This window comes from Chryseobacterium sp. Bi04 (assembly GCF_918698085.1).
Classification (GTDB): Bacteria; Bacteroidota; Bacteroidia; order Flavobacteriales; family Weeksellaceae; genus Chryseobacterium.
Genome location: NZ_CAKKLP010000014.1, coordinates 45,975 through 66,628, shown reverse-complemented (window position 1 = coordinate 66,628; position 20,654 = coordinate 45,975). Strand labels below are relative to the sequence as shown.

General features: G+C 35.8%; 21 protein-coding genes and 1 pseudogene. 14 read left to right on the top strand and 8 right to left on the bottom strand.

Annotated features, from left to right (window positions below; genetic code table 11):
• The first annotated feature begins 1 nt into the window (after window position 1).
• The 6 genes and pseudogenes from LQV47_RS18520 (at window position 2) to LQV47_RS18495 (ending at window position 5,819) form a co-directional block, all read left to right on the top strand.
• The gene (locus LQV47_RS18520) at window positions 2–1,192 is read left to right on the top strand and encodes a hypothetical protein (RefSeq protein WP_230040165.1); all 1,191 of its coding nucleotides are present in this window, start codon (window positions 2–4) and stop codon (window positions 1,190–1,192) included.
• Window positions 1,189–2,244: a glycosyltransferase family 4 protein gene (locus tag LQV47_RS18515; RefSeq protein ID WP_230040163.1), complete on the top strand. Its 1,056-nt coding sequence runs from the start codon at window positions 1,189–1,191 to the stop codon at window positions 2,242–2,244. Before LQV47_RS18520 ends, LQV47_RS18515 begins: the two co-directional genes overlap by 4 nt.
• Window positions 2,245–2,308: 64 nt before the next feature.
• Entirely contained in the window at window positions 2,309–3,400 is a 1,092-nt protein-coding gene (locus LQV47_RS18510) for a glycosyltransferase family 4 protein (RefSeq protein ID WP_230040161.1), read from the top strand.
• Between the two features lie 4 nt (window positions 3,401–3,404).
• Entirely contained in the window at window positions 3,405–4,010 is a 606-nt protein-coding gene (locus tag LQV47_RS18505) for a sugar transferase (RefSeq protein ID WP_230040159.1), read from the top strand.
• Window positions 4,011–4,028: 18 nt separating this feature from the next.
• Window positions 4,029–4,589: pseudogene (locus LQV47_RS18500) on the top strand (acetyltransferase); the annotation flags it as partial.
• Window positions 4,590–4,643: 54 nt separating this feature from the next.
• On the top strand, window positions 4,644–5,819 hold the full coding sequence (locus LQV47_RS18495; RefSeq protein ID WP_230040328.1) for an aminotransferase class I/II-fold pyridoxal phosphate-dependent enzyme: 1,176 nt from the start codon (window positions 4,644–4,646) through the stop codon (window positions 5,817–5,819).
• Between the two features lie 208 nt (window positions 5,820–6,027).
• Here LQV47_RS18495 and LQV47_RS18490 read toward each other — a convergent pair whose 3' ends face one another.
• Both LQV47_RS18490 and LQV47_RS18485 read right to left on the bottom strand, forming a co-directional pair.
• Entirely contained in the window at window positions 6,028–6,645 is a 618-nt protein-coding gene (locus tag LQV47_RS18490) for a Crp/Fnr family transcriptional regulator (RefSeq protein ID WP_230040157.1), read from the bottom strand.
• Between the two features lie 295 nt (window positions 6,646–6,940).
• The gene (locus LQV47_RS18485) at window positions 6,941–7,300 is read right to left on the bottom strand and encodes a prevent-host-death protein (RefSeq protein WP_230040154.1); all 360 of its coding nucleotides are present in this window, start codon (window positions 7,298–7,300) and stop codon (window positions 6,941–6,943) included.
• 362 nt (window positions 7,301–7,662) lie between these two features.
• Here LQV47_RS18485 and gndA point away from each other — a divergent pair, with 362 nt between their 5' ends.
• The 4 genes from gndA (at window position 7,663) to LQV47_RS18465 (ending at window position 12,423) form a co-directional block, all read left to right on the top strand.
• The gene (gndA, locus tag LQV47_RS18480; protein WP_230040153.1) at window positions 7,663–9,081 is read left to right on the top strand and encodes an NADP-dependent phosphogluconate dehydrogenase; all 1,419 of its coding nucleotides are present in this window, start codon (window positions 7,663–7,665) and stop codon (window positions 9,079–9,081) included.
• An 11-nt stretch (window positions 9,082–9,092) separates the two neighbouring features.
• Entirely contained in the window at window positions 9,093–10,571 is a 1,479-nt protein-coding gene (gene zwf / locus LQV47_RS18475; RefSeq protein ID WP_230040151.1) for a glucose-6-phosphate dehydrogenase, read from the top strand.
• Between the two features lie 26 nt (window positions 10,572–10,597).
• Window positions 10,598–11,308, top strand: coding sequence for a 6-phosphogluconolactonase (gene pgl / locus LQV47_RS18470; RefSeq protein ID WP_230040149.1), 711 nt, complete (start codon window positions 10,598–10,600; stop codon window positions 11,306–11,308).
• Window positions 11,309–11,916: 608 nt separating this feature from the next.
• Window positions 11,917–12,423, top strand: a complete 507-nt coding sequence (locus LQV47_RS18465; protein WP_230040141.1) for a RidA family protein — start codon at window positions 11,917–11,919, stop codon at window positions 12,421–12,423.
• Between the two features lie 80 nt (window positions 12,424–12,503).
• Here LQV47_RS18465 and LQV47_RS18460 read toward each other — a convergent pair whose 3' ends face one another.
• Window positions 12,504–12,950, bottom strand: coding sequence for a KTSC domain-containing protein (locus LQV47_RS18460; protein WP_230040138.1), 447 nt, complete (start codon window positions 12,948–12,950; stop codon window positions 12,504–12,506).
• A gap of 934 nt (window positions 12,951–13,884) precedes the next feature.
• On the opposite strand from LQV47_RS18460, the gene LQV47_RS18455 reads away from it, so the two are divergent.
• Window positions 13,885–14,523, top strand: a complete 639-nt coding sequence (locus LQV47_RS18455) for a TetR/AcrR family transcriptional regulator (protein WP_230040136.1) — start codon at window positions 13,885–13,887, stop codon at window positions 14,521–14,523.
• 377 nt (window positions 14,524–14,900) lie between these two features.
• Here the strand turns inward: LQV47_RS18455 and LQV47_RS18450 are convergent, their stop codons facing one another.
• Entirely contained in the window at window positions 14,901–15,503 is a 603-nt protein-coding gene (locus tag LQV47_RS18450) for an NAD(P)H-dependent oxidoreductase (RefSeq protein WP_230040133.1), read from the bottom strand.
• A gap of 119 nt (window positions 15,504–15,622) precedes the next feature.
• Between LQV47_RS18450 and LQV47_RS18445 the strand changes: the two genes are divergently transcribed.
• Together LQV47_RS18445 and LQV47_RS18440 are read left to right on the top strand one after the other, a co-directional pair.
• Window positions 15,623–15,979, top strand: a complete 357-nt coding sequence (locus LQV47_RS18445) for a helix-turn-helix domain-containing protein (RefSeq protein WP_230040130.1) — start codon at window positions 15,623–15,625, stop codon at window positions 15,977–15,979.
• A 47-nt stretch (window positions 15,980–16,026) separates the two neighbouring features.
• Window positions 16,027–16,623 (top strand): Crp/Fnr family transcriptional regulator, encoded by a 597-nt coding sequence (locus tag LQV47_RS18440; protein ID WP_230040128.1) that lies wholly within the window; start codon window positions 16,027–16,029, stop codon window positions 16,621–16,623.
• A gap of 73 nt (window positions 16,624–16,696) precedes the next feature.
• Here the strand turns inward: LQV47_RS18440 and LQV47_RS18435 are convergent, their stop codons facing one another.
• From LQV47_RS18435 to LQV47_RS18425, 3 genes are all read right to left on the bottom strand, one after another.
• Window positions 16,697–17,545: a universal stress protein gene (locus LQV47_RS18435; protein WP_230040126.1), complete on the bottom strand. Its 849-nt coding sequence runs from the start codon at window positions 17,543–17,545 to the stop codon at window positions 16,697–16,699.
• A gap of 6 nt (window positions 17,546–17,551) precedes the next feature.
• Window positions 17,552–18,019 carry a MarR family transcriptional regulator gene (locus tag LQV47_RS18430; RefSeq protein ID WP_230040124.1) on the bottom strand — a complete coding sequence of 156 codons (468 nt, stop codon included), beginning with the start codon at window positions 18,017–18,019 and terminating at the stop codon, window positions 17,552–17,554.
• A 259-nt stretch (window positions 18,020–18,278) separates the two neighbouring features.
• On the bottom strand, window positions 18,279–18,869 hold the full coding sequence (locus LQV47_RS18425; protein WP_230040122.1) for an alpha/beta hydrolase: 591 nt from the start codon (window positions 18,867–18,869) through the stop codon (window positions 18,279–18,281).
• Window positions 18,870–19,174: 305 nt separating this feature from the next.
• Between LQV47_RS18425 and LQV47_RS18420 the strand changes: the two genes are divergently transcribed.
• Window positions 19,175–19,534: a DUF488 family protein gene (locus LQV47_RS18420; RefSeq protein WP_354961219.1), complete on the top strand. Its 360-nt coding sequence runs from the start codon at window positions 19,175–19,177 to the stop codon at window positions 19,532–19,534.
• Window positions 19,535–19,703: 169 nt separating this feature from the next.
• On the opposite strand, the gene LQV47_RS18415 is transcribed toward LQV47_RS18420, so the two are convergent.
• On the bottom strand, window positions 19,704–20,642 hold the full coding sequence (locus LQV47_RS18415; protein ID WP_230040120.1) for an alpha/beta fold hydrolase: 939 nt from the start codon (window positions 20,640–20,642) through the stop codon (window positions 19,704–19,706).
• Window positions 20,643–20,654: the final 12 nt, after the last annotated feature.

Sequence of the window (20,654 nt, the reverse complement as noted above, 5' to 3'; positions counted from 1 at the left end):
AATGCAGATTTATAAAAAACAAATACATTTTAATGCTCTAAGCGTATTGATGGTTGTCACGGCATTCCTGCTTTTCGTGTTTCCCAATTCGTTTAGACCCGTTAAGCTTGTTTTGTTACTGTTGATTTTTCTGGTAGGGCTCACTAAGGTGCAGACCATTGAAAAAGTGGTTATTTTCTCTGTGATCTTAAGTATGATCGTCACGATTATTTATCTGATGGTTGGTATCCATCAGTCTCTGAACCCTTCAGAAGCACTTAGCCAGGTCTTAATTGTATATATTTTTACTCCTATTTTATGGTTGGTTATCTTAAACTATTGCTTTGAAAAATTTAAGGTGGAAACCATCGTAAAGTACCTCAATATCTATATGGTACTGGGAGCTGTTTCTGTATTTGTGGCAATTTGGTTATTTATGAATGGAAAGAGACAGATTCTGGAACTTATTATTGAAGATCCCAATATGACATTTACCAAAAAAGGAATTGTTGAAATGAAACTGTTCGTTTATGGATCTCTCATATTTTTTATTCCTGCTTTCTTACAGTTAGAAAAAGTATTCAAAAGGAAAGCCATTTATTTTGTTGTCATCCTTACGGTTGTAATCGCTGCAATAGTATCAGGAAGATCGGCATTGCTGCTCAGTGTGTTTGTAGGACTGTTTTTTTATGTGGTTACCAACTCTTCCGTAAAGCTGATTAGATATTTTATTATCGGTTTGCTGCTTACCGTTGTGCTGGTTTTTATTTTGAACAGCTATGGCGTAAACGTATTGAATGTATTGGAAGGATTTTATGTTAAAATTTTTGAAGGCGGAGATAAGGCAAGATCAGAACAGACAATGGCACTGATAAAAGGAGTCAATAATAATATTTTTGGAGCAGGTCATGGGGTAGGAGTAGATTATATAAGAAGTAAAAAATTTCCATGGCGTTACGAGAATGTACCGGTAGCCATTATATACCGGGTGAGCATATTTGGGTTTTTAATTTATTCTATTCCTTTTTTATACTCAGTATATAAATATGTATCCATAAAAATTAAAAATCCATATGATCATTACATGTTAGCGGGTATTGTTTCTATGCTGATAGCCACTTTTACAAACCCCTATCTGGAGTCTTTCGAGTTTAATATATTTTATGTTTTACCCTTCATTTATTTTGTAAAAAGAGATAAAGATTTTCAATGAAAAAAATACTGTTTTTTACTAAATACTCCGCTATGGGAGCGAGCAGCAGGCTGAGAAGTTTTCAATTTTTCCCCTCTTTAGAGGAAAAGAAATATACCGTACATCATTCTTCTCTGTTGGGAGATAAGTATTTATCAGCGCTGTACAGGAATGAAAAGACCAAGATTATTTATCTATTTCTAGGGTACCTAAAGAGAATGTATGCTCTTTTATCCGTGAAAAAATATGATATCGTTGTTATAGAAAAAGAATTGTTTCCCTATTTACCTGCGTGGGCTGAAACAAGATTGAAAAAAGCAGGGGTTGATTATTTCGTAGATTATGATGATGCTATATTTCATAACTACGATCTGAGTGGTAACAGATTTATAAAAAAGTATTTGTCTGATAAGATTGATCGGGTAATGAAAAACAGCAGATGTGTATTTGCCGGCAATTCTTATCTGGCAAAGAGAGCAGAAATGGCAAAAGCACCCCGAATAATGATGTTGCCTACTGTTATAGATGCTAAAAAATACTATAAGATCAATAATAAAGATGATCAATACTTTACACTGGGATGGATAGGCTCTCCGTCTACTTATAAATACATTGAAGAGTTATTTCCGGTATTTTATAAGCTGAAAAAAGATTTTCCCAATTTTCGCGTCAATATCATCGGGGCAAAACAAACGGAAGAGACTAAAGATTTTATACACTTTATTCCGTGGACAGAAGAATCTGAAGTAGAAGAGATTAATAAATTCGATTTAGGGATTATGCCTCTTCATGAAACCCCTTGGGAACTGGGTAAATGTTCATACAAACTGATCCAGTATATGGGATGTAGCGTTGCGGTGCTGGCTTCCCCGGTAGGGATGAATACCGATATCGTTATTCCGGGTTATAATGGGGAGCTGGTGAAAGATAAAGATTGGTATTCCGGTATTAAGAAATATATAGAACATAAAGATAAAACAGTCACTCAGGGAAAGAAAGGAAGAGTACTGATTGAGTCCAAATATAACAGGGAACATAATATAAATAAAATACTGACTGAATTTGAAAACTAAACTGATACGCATAACAACAGTACCGATTTCTTTAAAGGTTTTATTAAAGGGACAACATCGATTTATGTCAGAATATTTTGACGTAAAAGGAGTTTCGTCGTCCGGAAAGGAACTGGATGAAGTGAAAAATGATGAAGGAATAGAAGTAATAGCCATTGATATGTCCCGTCAGATCACCCCCATTAAAGATATTAAATCTCTATGGAGTACTTATAAGCTTTTAAAAAAGGAGAAACCGAATATTGTTCATACTCATACACCTAAAGCAGGTATTGTAGGAATGCTGGCTGCAAAATTGGCAGGTGTTCCCCACCGTTTACATACGGTAGCTGGTTTGCCTTTGATGGAAGCAACGGGAACAAAGCGTAAAGTGCTGGACTTTGTAGAAAGACTGACCTATTCCTCTGCTACAATGGTGTATCCCAATTCAAAAGGATTATATGAATTTATCGTACAAAATAAGTATACAGATCAGTACAAATTAAAAGTAATAGGAAATGGCTCTTCGAACGGAATTGATACCACATTCTTTTCACCTGAACAAATTAGTGATACACAGAAAGAGCTTTTAAAAAAAGAATTAAATATAGAGGATACAGATTTCGTATTTGTATTTGTAGGACGTTTGGTAGGAGACAAGGGAATCAATGAGCTGATAACAGCTTTTTCTGATGTAAGCAGAAATGCAGGATCCCGGTACCGGGCCAAATTATTATTGGTTGGTCCACTGGAGCAGGAACTCGATCCATTGCATCCGGATACTTTAAAAGAAATTGAGAATAATAAGGATATTATATCTGTCGGTTTTCAGAAAGATGTGCGCCCTTATTTTGCGATTGCTGATGTATTGACATTTCCAAGTTACCGTGAAGGGTTCCCCAATGTAGTGATGCAGGCAGGTGCAATGGAACTGCCAAGTATCGTTTCCAATATCAATGGATGTAACGAAATTATTATTGAAGATCAGAATGGCATCATAGTTCCTGTAAAAAATAATGGAAAACTGAAGGAAGCAATGGAGAGAATGATAACGGACAAAGATTATTACCAGCATTTAAAAAAGAATGCACGGTCTATGATTCAGTCCCGTTACGAACAATCAGTAGTATGGAATGCCTTATTAAATGAATATAAAACTCTAATTGAAAAAAAATAATAGCATGTATCAATTTTTTTTTAAAAGGATTATAGATTTTATGATTGCATTGATAGCACTGATTTTGCTGTCTCCTGTTTTTATTATTGTTATGGTCTTACTGTATTTCGCAAATCAGGGAAAACCTTTTTTTGTGCAAACCAGGCCAGGTCTGAATGAAAAGATGTTCAACATCATTAAGTTTAAGACAATGAATGACAAGAAAGATGAAAAAGGTAATTATCTGCCTGATTCGGAACGTTTAACACCCGTGGGAAGTTTTATACGCCAGACTTCCTTAGATGAGCTTCCACAGCTGATCAATGTATTAAAAGGAGACATGGCACTGATAGGTCCAAGACCTCTGCTGCCACAATATTTGTCTCTATATAATGAATCTCAGAAACGCAGACACAATATCCGCCCCGGGATTACAGGGTGGGCACAGGTAAATGGAAGAAATGCTATTTCCTGGACCAAAAAATTTGAACTAGACATTTGGTATATCGATCATTTGTCATTTGCAACAGACTGCAAAGTGGTTATCCTTACATTCAAAAAAGTACTAAAAAAAGAAGGGATAAATCAGGTAGGACAAGCAACAATAGAAGCCTTTAATGGCAGTAATTAATTTTAAAAAGTAGATAGTATGTATTTATACGGAGCAAGTGGCCATGGCAAAGTAGTGGCTGAGGTCGCTGAAGAATGTGGTTATAATATAAAAGCTTACATTGATGAAAATCTGTCTAAGCATAAAATACTAAATTATCCTGTTATTCATGAAATTCCGCCTTTTGATATAGATATATTTATTTCTATAGGCAATAATAAATTACGAAAAAAAATTGTCAGTCAAAATGAGCAGTTCAATTACGTTACACTTATCCACCCAAAATCTATAATCTCTAAAAGATTACAGATAGGGGAAGGTACTATTGTAATGCCTGGTGTTACTATAAATGCGGCTGCAGATATAGGTAGACACTGTATCATCAATACCAATGCTTCCGTTGATCACGATTGCGTTATCGAAGACTTTGTTCACATCTCACCTAATGCAGCACTTGCAGGAAATGTAATTGTAGGGGAAGGGACCCATATAGGAACAGGTGCTAGTGTTATACAAGGTATAGAAATTGGAAAGTGGTGCACCATTGGTGCCGGTGCTGTTATTATTAACGATGTCCCAGCCGGGTCTACAGTAGTAGGCAATCCCGGTAAAATTATAAAAAGTAGAAGTTTAAAAATCCAGAACAGTAAAAATATGAAATCAAAAATATGGTTATCATCTCCCCATATGGGTGGAAACGAATTAAAGTACGTTAAGGAAGCATTTGATTCAAACTGGGTAGCACCTTTAGGACCAAATGTTGATGGTTTTGAGCAAGATTTGGAAATATTCTTGAGTGAAGATGTAAAAATAGCTGCACTTTCTGCAGGAACAGCTGCTTTACATTTGGCATTGATAGAATGCAATGTTGGTCACGGTGATGAAGTGATATGCCAGTCTATGACATTTTCTGCCTCTGCAAATCCAATTGTCTACCTGGGAGCGAATCCTGTTTTTATAGACTCCGAAAAAGATACCTGGAATATGTGTCCCGTAGCTTTACAGGAAGCCATAGAAGATAGAATTGCAAAAGGTAAAAAACCAAAGGCTATTATTGTCGTTAACCTGTATGGAATGCCGGCAAAAATGGATGAAATCTCAGCAATAGCCAATGAGTACAACATTCCTTTAATTGAAGACGGTGCCGAATCATTGGGGTCCAAATATAAAGGGAAAGCTTGCGGTACTTTTGGACGTTTTGGTATTCTCTCATTCAATGGTAACAAAATTATTACAACTTCCGGAGGAGGTGCCTTAGTCTGTCATAATGATGAAGACAAGGAAAAAACAGTCTTTCTTTCTACGCAGGCCAGAGATAATGCCCCGCATTATCAGCACTCTGAAATTGGATATAATTACAGGATGAGTAATATTAGTGCAGGAGTGGGAAGAGGACAAATGGAAGTTTTAAACGATAGGATAGAAGGCCGTAGAAAAATGCATGATTTTTATTCCGAGATTTGTAAAAATATAGAAGGAGTAAAATTATTTTCAGAACCGAACTCTGATTTTTATAGCAATCATTGGCTGTCTGTTATCACCATTGACGAGACAAAGACTTCAAAAAGCTATGAAGACCTGCGTCTTGCATTTCTAAATGAAAATATAGAATCCCGTCCAATCTGGAAGCCAATGCATTTACAGCCTATATTTAAAGATGCACCTTATTACGGCGGAAAAGTAGCAGAGGACTTGTTCGGAAAGAGCTTATGTCTGCCGTCCGGATCCAATCTCTCAGAAGATGATAAAAAGAGAATTGCAGAAGTAATGCTAGCAGTTTTTTCAAATAAAAAAGAATATTCAGTTTATCATAATTCAATCAGCAAATAGTGCTGTTATCACCAAATACAATTAAAATACAAAACAACACTAATAATTTTATTGGTGTTGTTTTATTTTCTTCAAGACGTTTTATTTTTAATATGAAAATCAGATTAATTCTGAAAAATGGGGACTTCTACGGTCTGGAACTTATTAGAAAAAAATTATAAACCTTTGTGGTAGATACTTATGGAAATCCAGTTAAAGCAACTATGCATCAATAAAGAATTCTACGCCCGTCAAGCTTTATGATTTCCTGATTTACCATTTTTTTTATAATCCTTATTACTGTTTCTACCCGCAGACCGGTCAGATCGGCAATCTGCTGGCGGGTAAGCTCTACCGGAAAGCAATGTTGACAGTCTCCGTCATAGTAACTCTTCAGATACTCCATTAAGCCCTGTAAACGGTGAATAGGATTTTGAGAAGCCATATTCCGAACCATTAAACTGTTATAGTATAACCTTTGTGACAGACAGGCATTCATTTCTAAAGACAGATCAGGAAATTTTTGCAGCATTTCAATGAAACTGGCCTTGGGCATTCTAATAATCTCTACAGCCTCTAAGCTTACCGCATTAGTAGGATAGAGCCTGTCAATAAATAAAAGCGGATCTCCAAAACTTTGATTTTTACCCAGAATATTCTGGATGAATTCTTTTCCGTCATCATTAAATGTATTCAGCTTTACCTTGCCGCTTATTACCTGAAAATAATACAGTGAATGGTCTCCTTCTTTGAAAATAAACTCTTTTGCTTTGTATTTTATACTTTCACCCCCAAATGAATAAAGAATATTCTCATCAATATTCATACAACTTATCGTTTTTTTCATAACCTAATGTATTAATCTTATCCTATATTTTATAGCTTAAAGGAGAAAAGCTTCCGAAAAAACGGGAGCCTGTACAATTTTCAAAAGTATGAAGTTAGTTTGTTCTTTATAGATATGCAACCTATTTTTTTCTTTCAGCAGAAATTTATATGGAGTGATGAGCAGTACCCTATAAAATAAAGACACAGATCATCCTCCTTCTTTATAATTTATAAAGGTTACGGTCTGCAAAGTAGACCAGGAATGAGGTAGTGATGAGTGGCACGAGCGAGAAGCCCGCGCCAGAGAGGTGAATTTAATTAAGCTGATAATTAGATATCACTAAGCTCAAAATAAAATGTACATAATCCTGCTCAGCATCTTTTCTGTTGATCAGTTTGTTTTTATATTCGTAAGAGCTCAGCCTTCCTGTTAATTGCTGATAAGTTTCAAACTGATCACCTTTAATTTTTATTCTTACATTACCGTCTCTTCTTTTAATCAGATCATCATCTAACGTTCTCACTTTAAATAAAGCTTCACATAACGTTGGACGGGATTGCATAGATCCAATATATCTTTCTACAATATTAACTTTGAACGAATCAAATATGATCGTATTAAAAACAATTTTAGAGTTAGGCTTCTGCGTATTAAGCTCAAGCTTATAATTCATTAATTTAAATTTTGGTAAATATAAGGTTAATTATGCCAAAAACCAGTACCATTTTAATAGATCGTTCCCATTATAACGATTGAATTTTATTAATTTTATAATAAAGAGACTCATGAAGAATGGAGTTTTTGTTCACAATGTGTTGACTTTTTCCAGCAAATACAACATAGAATAAGTTGATTCTAAGTATCCTGAGAAGAATAAAGCAGAGGTTTTATATGATGATCCTATAAAATTATTGTTTTAGAAATAAGTGATAAGCAAAAAGCCTGGAAATTTTTTCTATTCTTTTATTTTTTTCCTGATAGGCATTTACGTAAATTTATTCTCTTTAAAACAGAATTTATATTAATATCAATACAATGGAGAGATATAATTATGGAATGATCGGCCTTGGAGTAATGGGTCGTAATCTTCTTTATAATATTGCAGATAATGGTTTTTCAATCGCAGGATTCGATCTTGATGATTTGAAAATAAAGGAATTACAGGAGGGTGCTTCTTCACAAATGAAAGTAAAAGGTACAGGAACGTTAGAAGAATTTGTAGCTTCACTGGAAATACCCCGAAAGATTATTCTTATGGTTCCTGCAGGTAAACCCGTAGATGCAGTATTAGAAAATATTACACCCCTTTTAAGCAAAGGAGATATTGTTATTGATGCAGGGAATTCATACTTTAAAGATACCAATAGACGTGTGGAAGATTTAGCTTCAAAAAATCTGCACTTTATGGGAATGGGAGTTTCAGGTGGAGAAAAGGGAGCCAGAACAGGCCCCAGCATTATGCCGGGAGGAGATCTGGAAGCATTTACCCATCTTCAGCCCATGCTTGAAGCCATTGCTGCAAAAGTGGATAACGAAGCCTGTACAGCATATATGGGAAAAGGCTCTGCCGGAAACTATGTGAAAATGGTGCACAACGGAATTGAATATGCCATTATGCAGCTTATCAGCGAAGCTTATGATCTCTTAAAAAGAGGAGCGGGATTAAATAATGATCAGCTCTACGAAGTTTTCAAAGAATGGAATAACGGAGAAATGAATTCTTTTTTGATTGAAATCACGAAAGATATTTTTAAGCAGAAAGATACATTAACCGATAGTTTTCTTGTAGATCAGATTTTAGATAAAGCCGGAGCCAAAGGAACCGGAAAATGGACTTCTGAACAAGCTATGGAAATTGGGGTTTCTATCCCAACCATTGATATCGCAGTAACATCAAGAATTTTATCAGCCTATAAAGAAGAGAGGATTCAGGCTTCCCAACTCTATACTGAAAAAAAAATTACAGCTCCGGAGGATAATAAGGTATTCATTCAGGAAGTGGGAGATGCTCTTTTCCTGGCCACATTAATAAGCTATGCACAAGGTTTGGCTTTGCTGGTGAAAGCATCCGAAGAGTATAGCTTTCAGATTCCGCTGAAGGATGTTGTAAAAATATGGCGGGGAGGATGTATTATCCGTTCGGTATTGCTGGAGAAGTTCTATGCTGCATATACCAAAGACCCTAATCTTTCTAATATTTTACTAGATCACGATATTGCTTTTCTTGTTAAATCGAAACTTAAGGCATTAAGAAAAACCGCAGGATATGCTGCTGAAAACGGAATTTCAAGTTTAGGAATTCAGACGGCTTTAGGATATTTCGATGCCTATACCACAGAATCTTTACCGGTAAATCTTATCCAGGCCCAACGTGATTATTTTGGTGCACATACCTACCAGCGAGTAGACAGAGAAGGTGTTTTTCATACGGTATGGAACAGTGCAAACAATTAAAATTCGGAAAAATGAATGAAAATAAAATCTTGCAGCCAACTACAATTATTATTTTTGGTGCTACAGGAGATCTGGCGAAAAGAAAACTTTTTCCGGCGTTTTATAATTTATATATCGATGGTAGAATGCCTAAAGGTTTTAATATTGTTGCATTAGGAAGAGCAGATAATACCGACGAATATTTTAGAAGCTATGTTAAAGAAAATCTGGAGAAATTCTCCAGAAAAAAAATAACTTCCGAAGATTGGGCAGGCTTTCAAGCCCATATTACCTACTTTCAGCATCAGCTGGATCAGGAAAGCTCGTATCAGGATCTTCATCAGAAATTAAAAGATTTTGATACTGTTTACGGAATAAGAGCCAACAGGTTGTTTTATTTATCCATTGGCCCGAATTTCATTGCTACGATTTCTAACCATATTAAAAATACAGCTTTAGCTTCTGATGCTAAAAAAGACCGGATTATTATTGAAAAACCCTTTGGACATGATAAACAATCCGCAATTGAGCTCAACAGCCTGCTTGCGCAGACATTCGAAGAAGAGCAGATCTACCGTATCGATCACTATTTAGGAAAAGAAACCGTACAGAATATATTGGCATTCAGATTTGGAAATTCTATTTTTGAGCCTTTATGGGATCATAAGTATATAGAATCTGTACAGATTACAGTGGCTGAAGAAGTAGGAGTAGAAACAAGAGGGGCTTTTTATGAGCAGACCGGTGCCCTGAAAGATATGATTCAAAACCACTTATTACAGATTCTCTGTATGGTGGCCATAGAACCACCGGCTTCTTTACAGTCGGGTGAGATTAGAGACCGGAAAGTAGATGTTTTGAAATCTATACGCAGGATCTCCCCGGATCAGGTAGATCATTATGCAGTAAGAGGACAATATGCAAAAAGTACAATCAACGGAACTGAGGCAAAAGGCTATCGCCAGGAAGATGGAATTGCTGCAGATTCCAATACAGAAACTTTTGCCGCTATAAAATTTTATCTCGATAATGAAAGATGGCAAGATGTTCCTTTCTATGTCCGTACCGGAAAAAAAATGAAAGAGAAACACTCTTATATTACCATTCAGTTTAAGCCTCTTCCGCATTCTACTTTTTCAGGAAGTCACCTTTTGTCGGCAAACAGGCTCATTATTAATATTCAGCCAATGATGGATATCAGACTGCAGTTTATGACCAAAAAGCCGGGGCTGTCACTGGTTCTACAGCCGGTAGAAATGATCTTTGATTACTTTGCCTGCCAGGAAGATACTCCCGAAGCATATGAAACGTTACTATTGGATGCTCTTTTAGGCGATCTTACACTATTTATGCGTTCTGATCAGGTAGAAGAAGCCTGGGATGTTGTAAAAACAATTCAGGAAGCCTGGGAGAATAATAAAGATTCATCCTTTCCAAACTATAGCGCGGGAAGCTGGGGACCGGAAGAGAGTTTTGCATTGGTGGAAAGACAGGGCCACAGCTGGGTATAATACCATATCAATTTAAACAGACGAAAATGAATATTACAGTATTTAATGATTTAGAAAAGCTGTACCGAAAGGCAGCAGATACATTTGTTGATCTTTCAAAAGAATCTATCCGTAAAAATAACCGTTTTACAGTAGCATTAAGCGGAGGCTCTTCTCCAAAAGCGATTTTTAAATTGTTGGCAACCGAAGACTATGCCGGAAAGGTGGAATGGAATAAGATATACTTTTTCTGGGTGGATGAGCGATGGGTTCCTCTTGATGATGAGAAAAGCAATGCACGTATGACGTTTGAGACACTGCTTAATCAGGTTCCTGTTACTAAAAACCACATTTTTCCTATGTATCAGGAAGGAATATTGCCGGAAGATTATGCTAAAGACTATGAGCAACAGATAAAAAGTGTTCTTGGTAATGAAGGCGTTTTTGATTTTATCCTTTTAGGAATGGGAGATGATGGCCATACCGCTTCATTATTTCCAGGTGAAGAAGTTCTTAACGAACATGAAAAGTGGGTTTCTGCCTTTTATCTGAAACCTCAGGAAATGTTTAGGATTACGCTGACTGCACCGTTGATCAACAAAGCCGAAAATATACTGGTTGTAGCATTCGGAGAATCCAAAAAACATGCACTGAATGAAGTATTACAGGGAGAGTATAATCCTAAATTATATCCCCTGCAGCTTATTGATAAAAAAGAGGGCTTTCAGGTTTTTACAGATGAAAAAGCAAAAGGCTAGTCTATTGTAGATATATTTAAGATTCATGTTTGGAGAAAGAACAGTTACTTCCCCAAACACTATAAAACAGTACCATTGGATTTCTAATGGTACTGTTTTATTTCGCAGCATTGAATTGAGACTTTAAAAATGATAATGTACTGCCTAAAAAAATAGGAAACGTCAACATATGTATAGTTTTTTAATGATCTTCAGCGATACATTTGGGATCAAGTTATAAACTTGGGGACTAAGCAAATTGGGTTAAATCTAAAACTTCTTGTTTGGACGGCATTCAAAAATCTATGTATAAAATATGTGATTTTTATATTTGACTTGAAAATAGGATGGAAATAACCTTTTATTTCACGCAAAGGAATAATCATTCGGATGTTCTATTTTTAAGAAAGCAAAGAAAGGCGACTTTGTCGCTGAATAAGCGATATAAAGAGGTTAGCTTCATCAAAATCGATTTCTAATCGATTCATTCTTGGCTCACTTAAAAATCAAGCATAATAAAAATAGAACTTTGCGTCAAAGAAAAGCTGTATTGATGTATGTTTATGCTCTCCCCCAACTTTTGCACCTGGTCCTACATTTTGTTTTCAATAATTCAATACAAAAATATCATGAAATGTATACTATTTAATTTATCCGCTCTTTGCATAGGGTTTCTGGCCTTTTCACAACATACTAATGATCATAAGGCGTTAAAATCCAATACTATGAATGCTGTTGCTTACAAAAATCCAAAAGCTCTTTTCGATCCGACACCATTTGCTTTTTCTCATTCTGCAACTCCTGAAGGGGAGGGGAAATATGTATTTATATCCGGACAAAGCGGAGGCGAAGGCTTGAAACACAGCCTTTCAAAAGACTTCAGAACCCAGGTAAGGGTAGCGCTGAAAAACCTGGAAACAGTACTCGCAGACTATGGACTGCAAACCAAAGATGTTCTTAAAATTACCATATTGATTGTAAACCATGATCAGGAAAAGCTTAAAATCTGGACAGAAGAAATGCATACAGCATGGAAAAACCATGAGTTTCCGGCAAGTACTTTAATTCCGGTTCCTAGGCTGGCACTGGATGATATGCAGATAGAAGTGGAAGCCATTGCCTTTATGAAAAAATAAAACCAATAAACCAGCCTTCTGATCATAAAAAAGGCTTTCAGTCATTCTGAAAGCCTCTTTGTTTATTTTTATATGAAAAATTAATCTTCCATAGCCTCACCGGATTTTCTGTAGATGAAATTTCCATAAATATGTCTTCTTGCAAAACGGCTTGGTGAATCAGCATTCACCATTTTAATATAAGTATTTCTTGGAACACCAATATATTCATACATCTTTCCGTTCAAATGCTGAACCTTCAAAATCTGCTTTTCAAGATAGAAATCCTGAATATTTGATTTTGTTGTCGTTTCAGTATATTCTTCTTTATATTTTTCCTGTGTTTCCGGATTGATACTTACCAAAAAGTGGTAGGCTTCAATCACAGATTTGCTCTTTTCTTCTGCTTCCAGTTTTCCGGCTTCATCATCAATAAACTTATCAGGGTGCGAATCTTTCATCGTATTCCTGTAAATAGTCTTTAATTCTTTTAAAGTAACGGTTTTGTCAACCCCAAGAAGCTTTCTGTGCTCACCAACTCTTTTCATATTTTGAATCCTTATTTTCGGGGTGCAAAATTAAGGAAATAAATTCAAAAAACCGTAAGTTATTCATTATTAATTTATTTCGGCCTGCAAAACGGAGCATTAATTTTCACTATTAAGATGATATAGAGCCTTTCAGCTAGCTTAACGGATCAGTCGGGGTCAGGTTATAAACTTAGGGACTAAGCATATTGGGTTAAATCTAAAACCTCTTGTTTGGATGACATTCAAAAATCTATGTATAAAATATGTGATTTTTTTATACTTGACTTGAAAATAGGATGGAAATAACCTTTTATTTCACGCAAAGGAATAATCATTCGGATATTCTATTTTTAAGAAAAGCAAAGAAAGGCGACTTTGTCGCTGAATAAGCGATATAAAAAGTTAGCTTCATCAAAATCGATTTCTAATCGATTCATTCTTGGCTCGCTTAAAATCAAGCATAATAAGAATAGAACTTTGCGTCAAAGAGAAGCTGTATTGATACGTTTATGCTCTCCCCCAGCTTTTGCACCTGATCCACTTTTATAAAAAAACAGCATCATTAGAGTTCTAATGGTGCTGTACACAGTTCATGTTTTTACCTTGGTAAAATGGTGTTCGAAATAATCTACTTTTCAGTATTTGTGTTCAAATCATCATCTGCATTACATCGTAAAACATCTTAGTATGAAGAAATAAACTGCAGAAACCATGTAACGTGAGGATCATTCAGTTTTTAATTTACCTTTTATACAGCTTTTAGGATGACTGCTGTGGTAAAAGGTGGTACTGACTGACCCTTCACGAAAGTTTGGAATATCGTTTTTACAACTTCAATAATTGTTTTAATATATTGAATGGTATTAGTTTGTACAAATATACACAATAAGACACTACAAAGTGTTTAAAATGATAAAAATTTTTCATAAACTTGTATCATTGAATGTTTATCATGGAGAGAAAATCAGCAGCAGGCAGTATCCGGAACAAGGAACGTAGTAAAAAGAAATTTTTGGATGCGGTTGGAAAAATTCTGAAAACAAAGGGATATGCAGCCTTGAAAATCAATGATATTGCTGCTACAGCAGGAGTGGATAAAAAAATGATTTATACCTATTTTGGAGGGATGGATGGCCTGATGGACGAATATATACGTTCGCAGGATTATTGGAGTAATGTGACAACCGACAAAACAATACCTGATTTAACAGACGGAGGAAAGTTACTTACAGAACAATTATTACTGTCACAATTTGATTATGTATTCGGCAACAAAGAGTTTCAAAAATTATTATTGTGGCGTTTATCAGAACCCAGAAAGTCATTAGCAAAACTCACTGAGAGGCAGGAAGAAAACGGAGAAACTCTGTTTAAACTCGTTGGTGACCCTTATTTCAAAGAACATTCACAGGATTTTCGCGCCGTAATGGCCATTATGGTTTCCGGACTTTATTATTTGAACCTTTATTCTTCCATGAATGGCAGTATTTTTTGTGGTATAGACATCAATACTACGGAAGGACGTGATAAAATCAAAAAAGCAGTCTCTTTTTTAGTAGGGCAAACCTATGACAATATTCAGCAAGATTAAAAACAAGACGTATGGTATTCTGTATTTATTATAGAAATTGTTTACACTTTTTATTTTAACCATAAATTGAAGATTATCTCCTTTCAGTCGATGAATGTTATTTCGACGCAGTCAAAAGTCACGAAGTTTCCTGAACAGTTAATAAAACTGTGAAAATAAGCTCACTAAAACTCACATAAGTTTTAAAAAAATCAAAGATTTTTTGCTTACGTGTACTTTTTATTTTCAATCAGTATAAACTTAAAATAAACTAAAGTGTTTATAGTTTTTCACTCAGATTTTGTGACTCAATTTTTAATTAGTTTAAACAGGCTTATTACAAACCTCCCAAATAAAACAAAAATGCTGCCTCATTGAAAGCAGCATTTTTTTAATTCCTATTCTACGACAATACTTTCAATGCCTTTTTGCAGAGCCGTTTCCTGAATAACAGGTACAGATAAGCCCTCGGCCCGGACTACAGAAATATCTGTCATTCCCATAAAACCAAGTGTTTTTTTAAGATAAGGAACCACAAAATCATAGCCCTGTTTTTCACCCTCGGAATAAATTCCACCGCTTGAAAAAGCCAGATAAACTTTTTTGTTTTTGATCAATCCCTCAGGCCCGTTTTCATCATACCGAAAAGTTACACCCGCTCTGGCGATATGATCGAGCCATGACTTCAATGTGGAGGTTATACTGAAATTATACAGGGGAGTTTCAATAACAATGAAGTCCGCTTCCTGAAGTTCCGCAATTACTGTATCCGAAAGTTTAATAAATTCTAATTGTTCAGGAGTACGGTGTTCAGCCGGGGTAAAAAATGCATTGATTTGCTTCTCTTCCAAATGAGGAAAAAGAGGATTGGCCAGATCACGTTTTTTTAAAATAATATCAGGATACCTGGCTTTAATTTTTTCTACCACCGCATTGCCCAGTTTTTTGCTTACTGATGATTCTGTTCTTGGACTTGAAATAATATGAAGTACTTGTTTCATTTTTTTATTTTTTAAAAAATTTGATGTTTCAAAATTATCTATATTTACTAAAAAAAAGATAGCAGTTACCAAAAGGTTAGTAATAACTTTTAGGTTAGTAACCCCAAAAATTAAGTAAAATGGAAGGAGAAAAACTAACATACTCACAGCCTCAATGTACCACCCATATGTCTGCTACCGAAGATGCTTTATACGTCCTTGGCGGGAGATGGACCATACGCGTAATGATCGCCATTTTGGGAGGACACACCCGGTTTAACGAACTGCAGCGAACAATACATGGAATTTCCGCAAGAGTTTTGTCGAGTGAATTGAAAAAGCTGGAAGTTAACCATCTGGTAGAAAGATCGGTTCTTGCCGACAATAAGCCTGTTTTGGTTGAATATATCCCTACAGAATACAGTCAGTCATTAAAAGATGTAATTGCTGCTTTAGCAGACTGGGGTGTAAAACATAAAAAGAAAATTACAGCCTGATAAGGGGACCATTCTCTATATTTAATTTTACTTAAATCAATGACAAGATGGTTATATGTGAAAATCTCCTGCTTTCTTATGGAGCCCGGATGGAAAAATACAATGTGGACGACTATATTTTTGAGGAAGGCACAGGGGCTAAATATTATTTGCAGATAAAGACGGGCACTGTGAAGCTGAATACTTTTTTGGAAGATGGAAAAGAGTTTGTACATGGGCTGCCTTTTGATGGGCACTGTATTGGGGAAAGCTATTTATTTACCACACAACATTATGCTGTAAATGCCATTGCCGTTACCTATTGTGAGATCATTAAGATTTCTAAAAATAAAATTTTAAATATTTTACTGGAAAAGCCAACATTAATGCTGGATCTGAACAGGTATACAGCAGACAGACTGCATTTCAGATATATGATCTCGAGTTTTTTGGCTATTTCTGACCCTATGATCAAGCTTGAGAAACTGTTTGATTATCTTAAAAATTATTTCGGATTTGAAGAGATCCATTCTTTTCTGATCCCTTATACCAGGCAGCAGATTGCAACTTTAACCGGCCTGAGAGTGGAAACTGTGATTCGGAATGTCAAAAAAATGCAGGAGCAAAACCTTGTTAAGCTTGATAACACCAAGATCTACTATTAATTTTCAAAGCTATTTGAAAAGAACAGCTTCCATATTTATTAAAAAGTAGGGCTCCGGTTAAGTAAGAAGAATATTATTTTAATATTAAAACAGGCTGATGGGTATTTTGGTAAATTCCTTCAGAAATACTTCTGCTTGCCAAATAGTAAAGGAAACTATGCTTTCCCGGTAATGCAATGATAAGGTCAGTTTCATGAGAAGATGCAAAAGTCAGAATTCCTTTGATAATGTTTTCATCATATGAATAATGAATGCTGCTTGGGATCTCGGTAAGATGCTGACGGATATATTCTTCCAGTTCTTTCTTCTTATCATTACTGGTATCCTCGCCTTCATGGGTATTTATATTTAAGAACTGTAAACGGACATCCTGCTTTTGAATAATAGATTTGTGATGAAATAATCGCTCTAATTTTTTAATACCATTGACATCGCAGGGAATAAATATGTTTTTAATAGTAGAATAGCTGTAGCTATTGGGAACAATTAAAGTTTTGACAGGGCTTGTTCTTGCAATGCTTATAATGTTGTCTGAAACATAGCTGCTGGTAGAAGAAGCAGCGTCATCACTTCCCAGAATAATCAGTTCTACGGAAGGATGATTAGTTAAAATCTCATTGATACTTCTGGTAACAGCCCAGTCGCTTAGCACTTTTGAAACTTTTATACCAGGTGCTTTTTCTGTAATAATACTGGCTAACTGATCCAGCAGTGTCTCTGTTCTTTCGAGTAAATTATTGATGTTTTCTCCATTTACAAATGAATGTCCTTCCGCTATATGAAGGAAATCAAATTCAGATTCTCCCGCTGTTTTTAAAAGAATAATATGCTCATATTCGTAATGGCTTGCCCAATCTGCAGCTAGTTTTACTGCATTTTCTGTGGTTGATGTAAAATCAATAGGTACAAGGATTGTTCTCATATTTTATTATTTTAGATCCTGATTTTCGAGGTTTGCCGTCATTTTTCTGACCAGAATAAGGGCTCTGTTGATCTCATCTTTATGAAGGTCACCAGCTGCCTTTCCATAAAGCTCAAGGGCCCACGGATAAATAGCTTCTACGGCCTGCTGCCCTTTGGGCGTAAGAAAAATCTGTTTATTTCTTCGGTCATTTTCATTTTCAACCCGTTCCACTAATTCCCGTTTTACCAGACTGTTGATAAGATAGGTGATACTTGACTTGTCCTTACTTACCAGAGTTCCGATTTCCTGCTGGTTGATGCCGTTATTGCGGGAAAGGAGACCCAAAATCTCAATCAGTTCAAAGGAAAGATCAGAACCATATTCATTAATTTTAGACTGAATCTTTTGTCTCAGCCGACTTTTCATCTCATTCATAGCCAGCCCCAGTTCTAAGGCCAGTTCTGAAATAGGGGTTGATTTTGCAGACATCATTTTTAGTAAATAATTATACTAAGCCTGGAAGAGATTTTCTCATGACTTTCATAACAAATATACTCAAAATTAGTTTTAATTAAAACTAATTGATCGCAAAAAAGAGAAAAAGGAAAATGAAAAATAAACTGACGTTGCAGCAACTACAGCTTTTAACCTTGGAAAACCAGGAACTGACAAAAAATTCTCCTTTCGAAGCTGATATGTACAGATAGACACCTTGTCTTAATTCTTGTTGTAGTAATCATAGACTGCAGGTTTATTTTTGCAAAAATTCCAATACTTTCTCGGTCATATATTTTCTTTCTTCAGGCGTTACATCATTGTCCATACTGCTGTGATGGATGGTCGTGAATTCTACGACCATTCCATATTTTTCTTTCTCTTCTTCTGAGGGTAAAACTCCTTCATCTGCAGGATAATCATTGGAACGGAGGGTATAGATTTCGGGTGTTTTTGTTCTGGGTAATGCCATTCTGCGGTTGTCCAGGGCAATTACTTTATGGGTGAGTTCCGGATGTTCATGCGCAAACAATGACGTCATATCACCACCGTTAGAATGTCCCATTACAACAAGTTGACGGTACTTAAGATCAGGGAATTCTTTTTTCATTGTATTCAGAACAAAAAGGATATTCCGGACACCGCGTTCCCAGTTGGGTTTTCTTGTCACCTGAAGTTTTCCATCCATAGCCAGCATTTCATCCGTAGGAAGCTCGTGTTGGATACTGACCACAAAATATCCTTTTGAAGCAAGGAATTCCGTCAGGTAAGAATAGATAAAATAATCACCACCTTTATTTTCGCCCCAGCCATGGCTGAAAATCACAGGGATTCTGTTTGCATTCACTGGATTTGAGGGGCTGTATATCGCAACGGGAATTTCTCGGTGCCTGGATGAGTCAAAATAAGTTAAAGTATCGCGTCTGAAACCTGCAGTTGTATCAGAAGATATATTCTTTTTTACCGAACATTGGAAGGAAAGAATACTTAATAAAATGAATAGGAATAACCTCATTGGGATTAGTAAATTGGTAAGATCTTTTTAAAGGGGTAAGATCGGAATTTCTTGCTGAAATAAAATAGATTAACTGAAAATTTTAATAGGAATGCATTTTGTTGTAAATATGATGAAGTAATCTTAAAATTATAAGAATGTCTGCTATTCCTGTCATTGCATTAAAAAGGGTATATGAAGCTCCCTCTCCGGAAGATGGATGCCGTATTCTGGTTGACCGTTTGTGGCCGAGAGGGCTTTCTAAAGAGAATGCAGCTATTGATGAATGGAACAAAGATCTGGCGCCCACCATAGAACTTAGAAAATGGTTTCATCATGATCCCAAATTATGGGAAGGTTTTTCTGAAAAGTATAGGAAAGAGCTCCATGAAACCAATCTTGGAAAAGACTTTCTGAAACGCCATCGGGACCAGGAAAAAATTACACTGGTGTATGCTGCCAAAGATCAGGAACATTGTCATCCTGTTATTTTAAAGCAATATTTAGAGAACCTGTAATGAACTGTATTTTTATAATCCGGATGATTCTAAAAGATTAAAAGATTTTGTAATAGTTCACATCTGCTTTTTGAGCTCTCATGCGATAAAAAATAGCCTGTTAACGGTACTTCCTTTGTATATAGGATATTTCATTAACAGGCTAAGAATGTTATTTGATAATAATTAATTATTCACTGACTTGTTTGTTGAGCCATTCCAGGATATCAGCATACACTTGTTCTTTGATATCCTCATTTAATATCTCGTGTCTCATCCCGTCATACAAATTCAATTGTACGTTTTTGAATCCATCAGTTTTTAAATTATCAACCGTAGATTGTACTCCCTTACTAAATTCTCCCACAGGATCATCAGCACCACTTACAAAAATGAAAGGGAACTCCTGCGAAATTGATTTTGACCAATCTCTGGCAGTTGCAGTTTCCATCAATGAAAAAAGCGTATAGAATGCATTATTGCTAAAAGGTACTCCACACAGTTCGTCAAGCATAAAAGCCTTTCTGTTTTCTTTATTTACACTCAGCCAGTTGGTACCGTAGTCAAATTCTTCATCCTTAAAATGACTGTTGCTTATTTTACCGAATAATTCGGCAATAAGTTCACTGCGGTTATAAGGGGATACAGAACTAAGAAGAGAAAGAAGACCTTTAGCAGGTCCGATAGCCGGGTTTGGGCCGCCTGTTCCTACAATGGCTGCTCCCTTGAAACGGGATGATTGTTTTCTCAATAAACATCTCGTAATAAAAGATCCCATTGAGTGTCCTATAATAAAATGAGGAACTTCCGGGTAGCTTTTTTCTACAAATTCAGCCATATTTCTGGCATCGCGTATAAGTCGCTTTTCCGGGGCTTTTAAAGTGAAAAATCCCATTTCCTCTTTGCTTTTCGCTGTTTTTCCATGTCCTAAATGGTCATAAGTGAGTACAGCGAAACCCTGGTGAGCCAGGTATCTGGCAAAGTCTGCATAACGGCCACTATGCTCCTGCATACCATGAAGAATCAGTATAGTAGCTTTTACTGTTGTTTCAGGTTGATAGAAAGTATAATATAATTCATGGGTTTCATCGCTTACAACACTCGGTAGATAATTTGAAGTTTCTTTCATTTTTTTTAAATT

What these genes read in the sequence shown, in the direction of transcription:
- LQV47_RS18490 (WP_230040157.1), bottom strand. Translation starts at nt 6,645, where the DNA reads ATGAAAAAAACGATAAGTTGTATGAATATTGATGAGAATATTCTTTAT.
- LQV47_RS18505 (WP_230040159.1), top strand. Translation starts at nt 3,405, where the DNA reads ATGTATCAATTTTTTTTTAAAAGGATTATAGATTTTATGATTGCATTG.
- LQV47_RS18495 (WP_230040328.1), top strand. Translation starts at nt 4,644, where the DNA reads ATGAAATCAAAAATATGGTTATCATCTCCCCATATGGGTGGAAACGAA.
- LQV47_RS18445 (WP_230040130.1), top strand. Translation starts at nt 15,623, where the DNA reads ATGGAAGGAGAAAAACTAACATACTCACAGCCTCAATGTACCACCCAT.
- LQV47_RS18510 (WP_230040161.1), top strand. Translation starts at nt 2,309, where the DNA reads ATGTCAGAATATTTTGACGTAAAAGGAGTTTCGTCGTCCGGAAAGGAA.
- LQV47_RS18465 (WP_230040141.1), top strand. Translation starts at nt 11,917, where the DNA reads ATGAAATGTATACTATTTAATTTATCCGCTCTTTGCATAGGGTTTCTG.
- LQV47_RS18415 (WP_230040120.1), bottom strand. Translation starts at nt 20,642, where the DNA reads ATGAAAGAAACTTCAAATTATCTACCGAGTGTTGTAAGCGATGAAACC.
- LQV47_RS18430 (WP_230040124.1), bottom strand. Translation starts at nt 18,019, where the DNA reads ATGATGTCTGCAAAATCAACCCCTATTTCAGAACTGGCCTTAGAACTG.
- zwf (WP_230040151.1), top strand. Translation starts at nt 9,093, where the DNA reads ATGAATGAAAATAAAATCTTGCAGCCAACTACAATTATTATTTTTGGT.
- LQV47_RS18440 (WP_230040128.1), top strand. Translation starts at nt 16,027, where the DNA reads ATGGTTATATGTGAAAATCTCCTGCTTTCTTATGGAGCCCGGATGGAA.
- LQV47_RS18520 (WP_230040165.1), top strand. Translation starts at nt 2, where the DNA reads ATGCAGATTTATAAAAAACAAATACATTTTAATGCTCTAAGCGTATTG.
- gndA (WP_230040153.1), top strand. Translation starts at nt 7,663, where the DNA reads ATGGAGAGATATAATTATGGAATGATCGGCCTTGGAGTAATGGGTCGT.
- LQV47_RS18460 (WP_230040138.1), bottom strand. Translation starts at nt 12,950, where the DNA reads ATGAAAAGAGTTGGTGAGCACAGAAAGCTTCTTGGGGTTGACAAAACC.
- LQV47_RS18420 (WP_354961219.1), top strand. Translation starts at nt 19,175, where the DNA reads ATGTCTGCTATTCCTGTCATTGCATTAAAAAGGGTATATGAAGCTCCC.
- pgl (WP_230040149.1), top strand. Translation starts at nt 10,598, where the DNA reads ATGAATATTACAGTATTTAATGATTTAGAAAAGCTGTACCGAAAGGCA.
- LQV47_RS18450 (WP_230040133.1), bottom strand. Translation starts at nt 15,503, where the DNA reads ATGAAACAAGTACTTCATATTATTTCAAGTCCAAGAACAGAATCATCA.
- LQV47_RS18485 (WP_230040154.1), bottom strand. Translation starts at nt 7,300, where the DNA reads ATGAATTATAAGCTTGAGCTTAATACGCAGAAGCCTAACTCTAAAATT.
- LQV47_RS18515 (WP_230040163.1), top strand. Translation starts at nt 1,189, where the DNA reads ATGAAAAAAATACTGTTTTTTACTAAATACTCCGCTATGGGAGCGAGC.
- LQV47_RS18455 (WP_230040136.1), top strand. Translation starts at nt 13,885, where the DNA reads ATGGAGAGAAAATCAGCAGCAGGCAGTATCCGGAACAAGGAACGTAGT.
- LQV47_RS18435 (WP_230040126.1), bottom strand. Translation starts at nt 17,545, where the DNA reads ATGAGAACAATCCTTGTACCTATTGATTTTACATCAACCACAGAAAAT.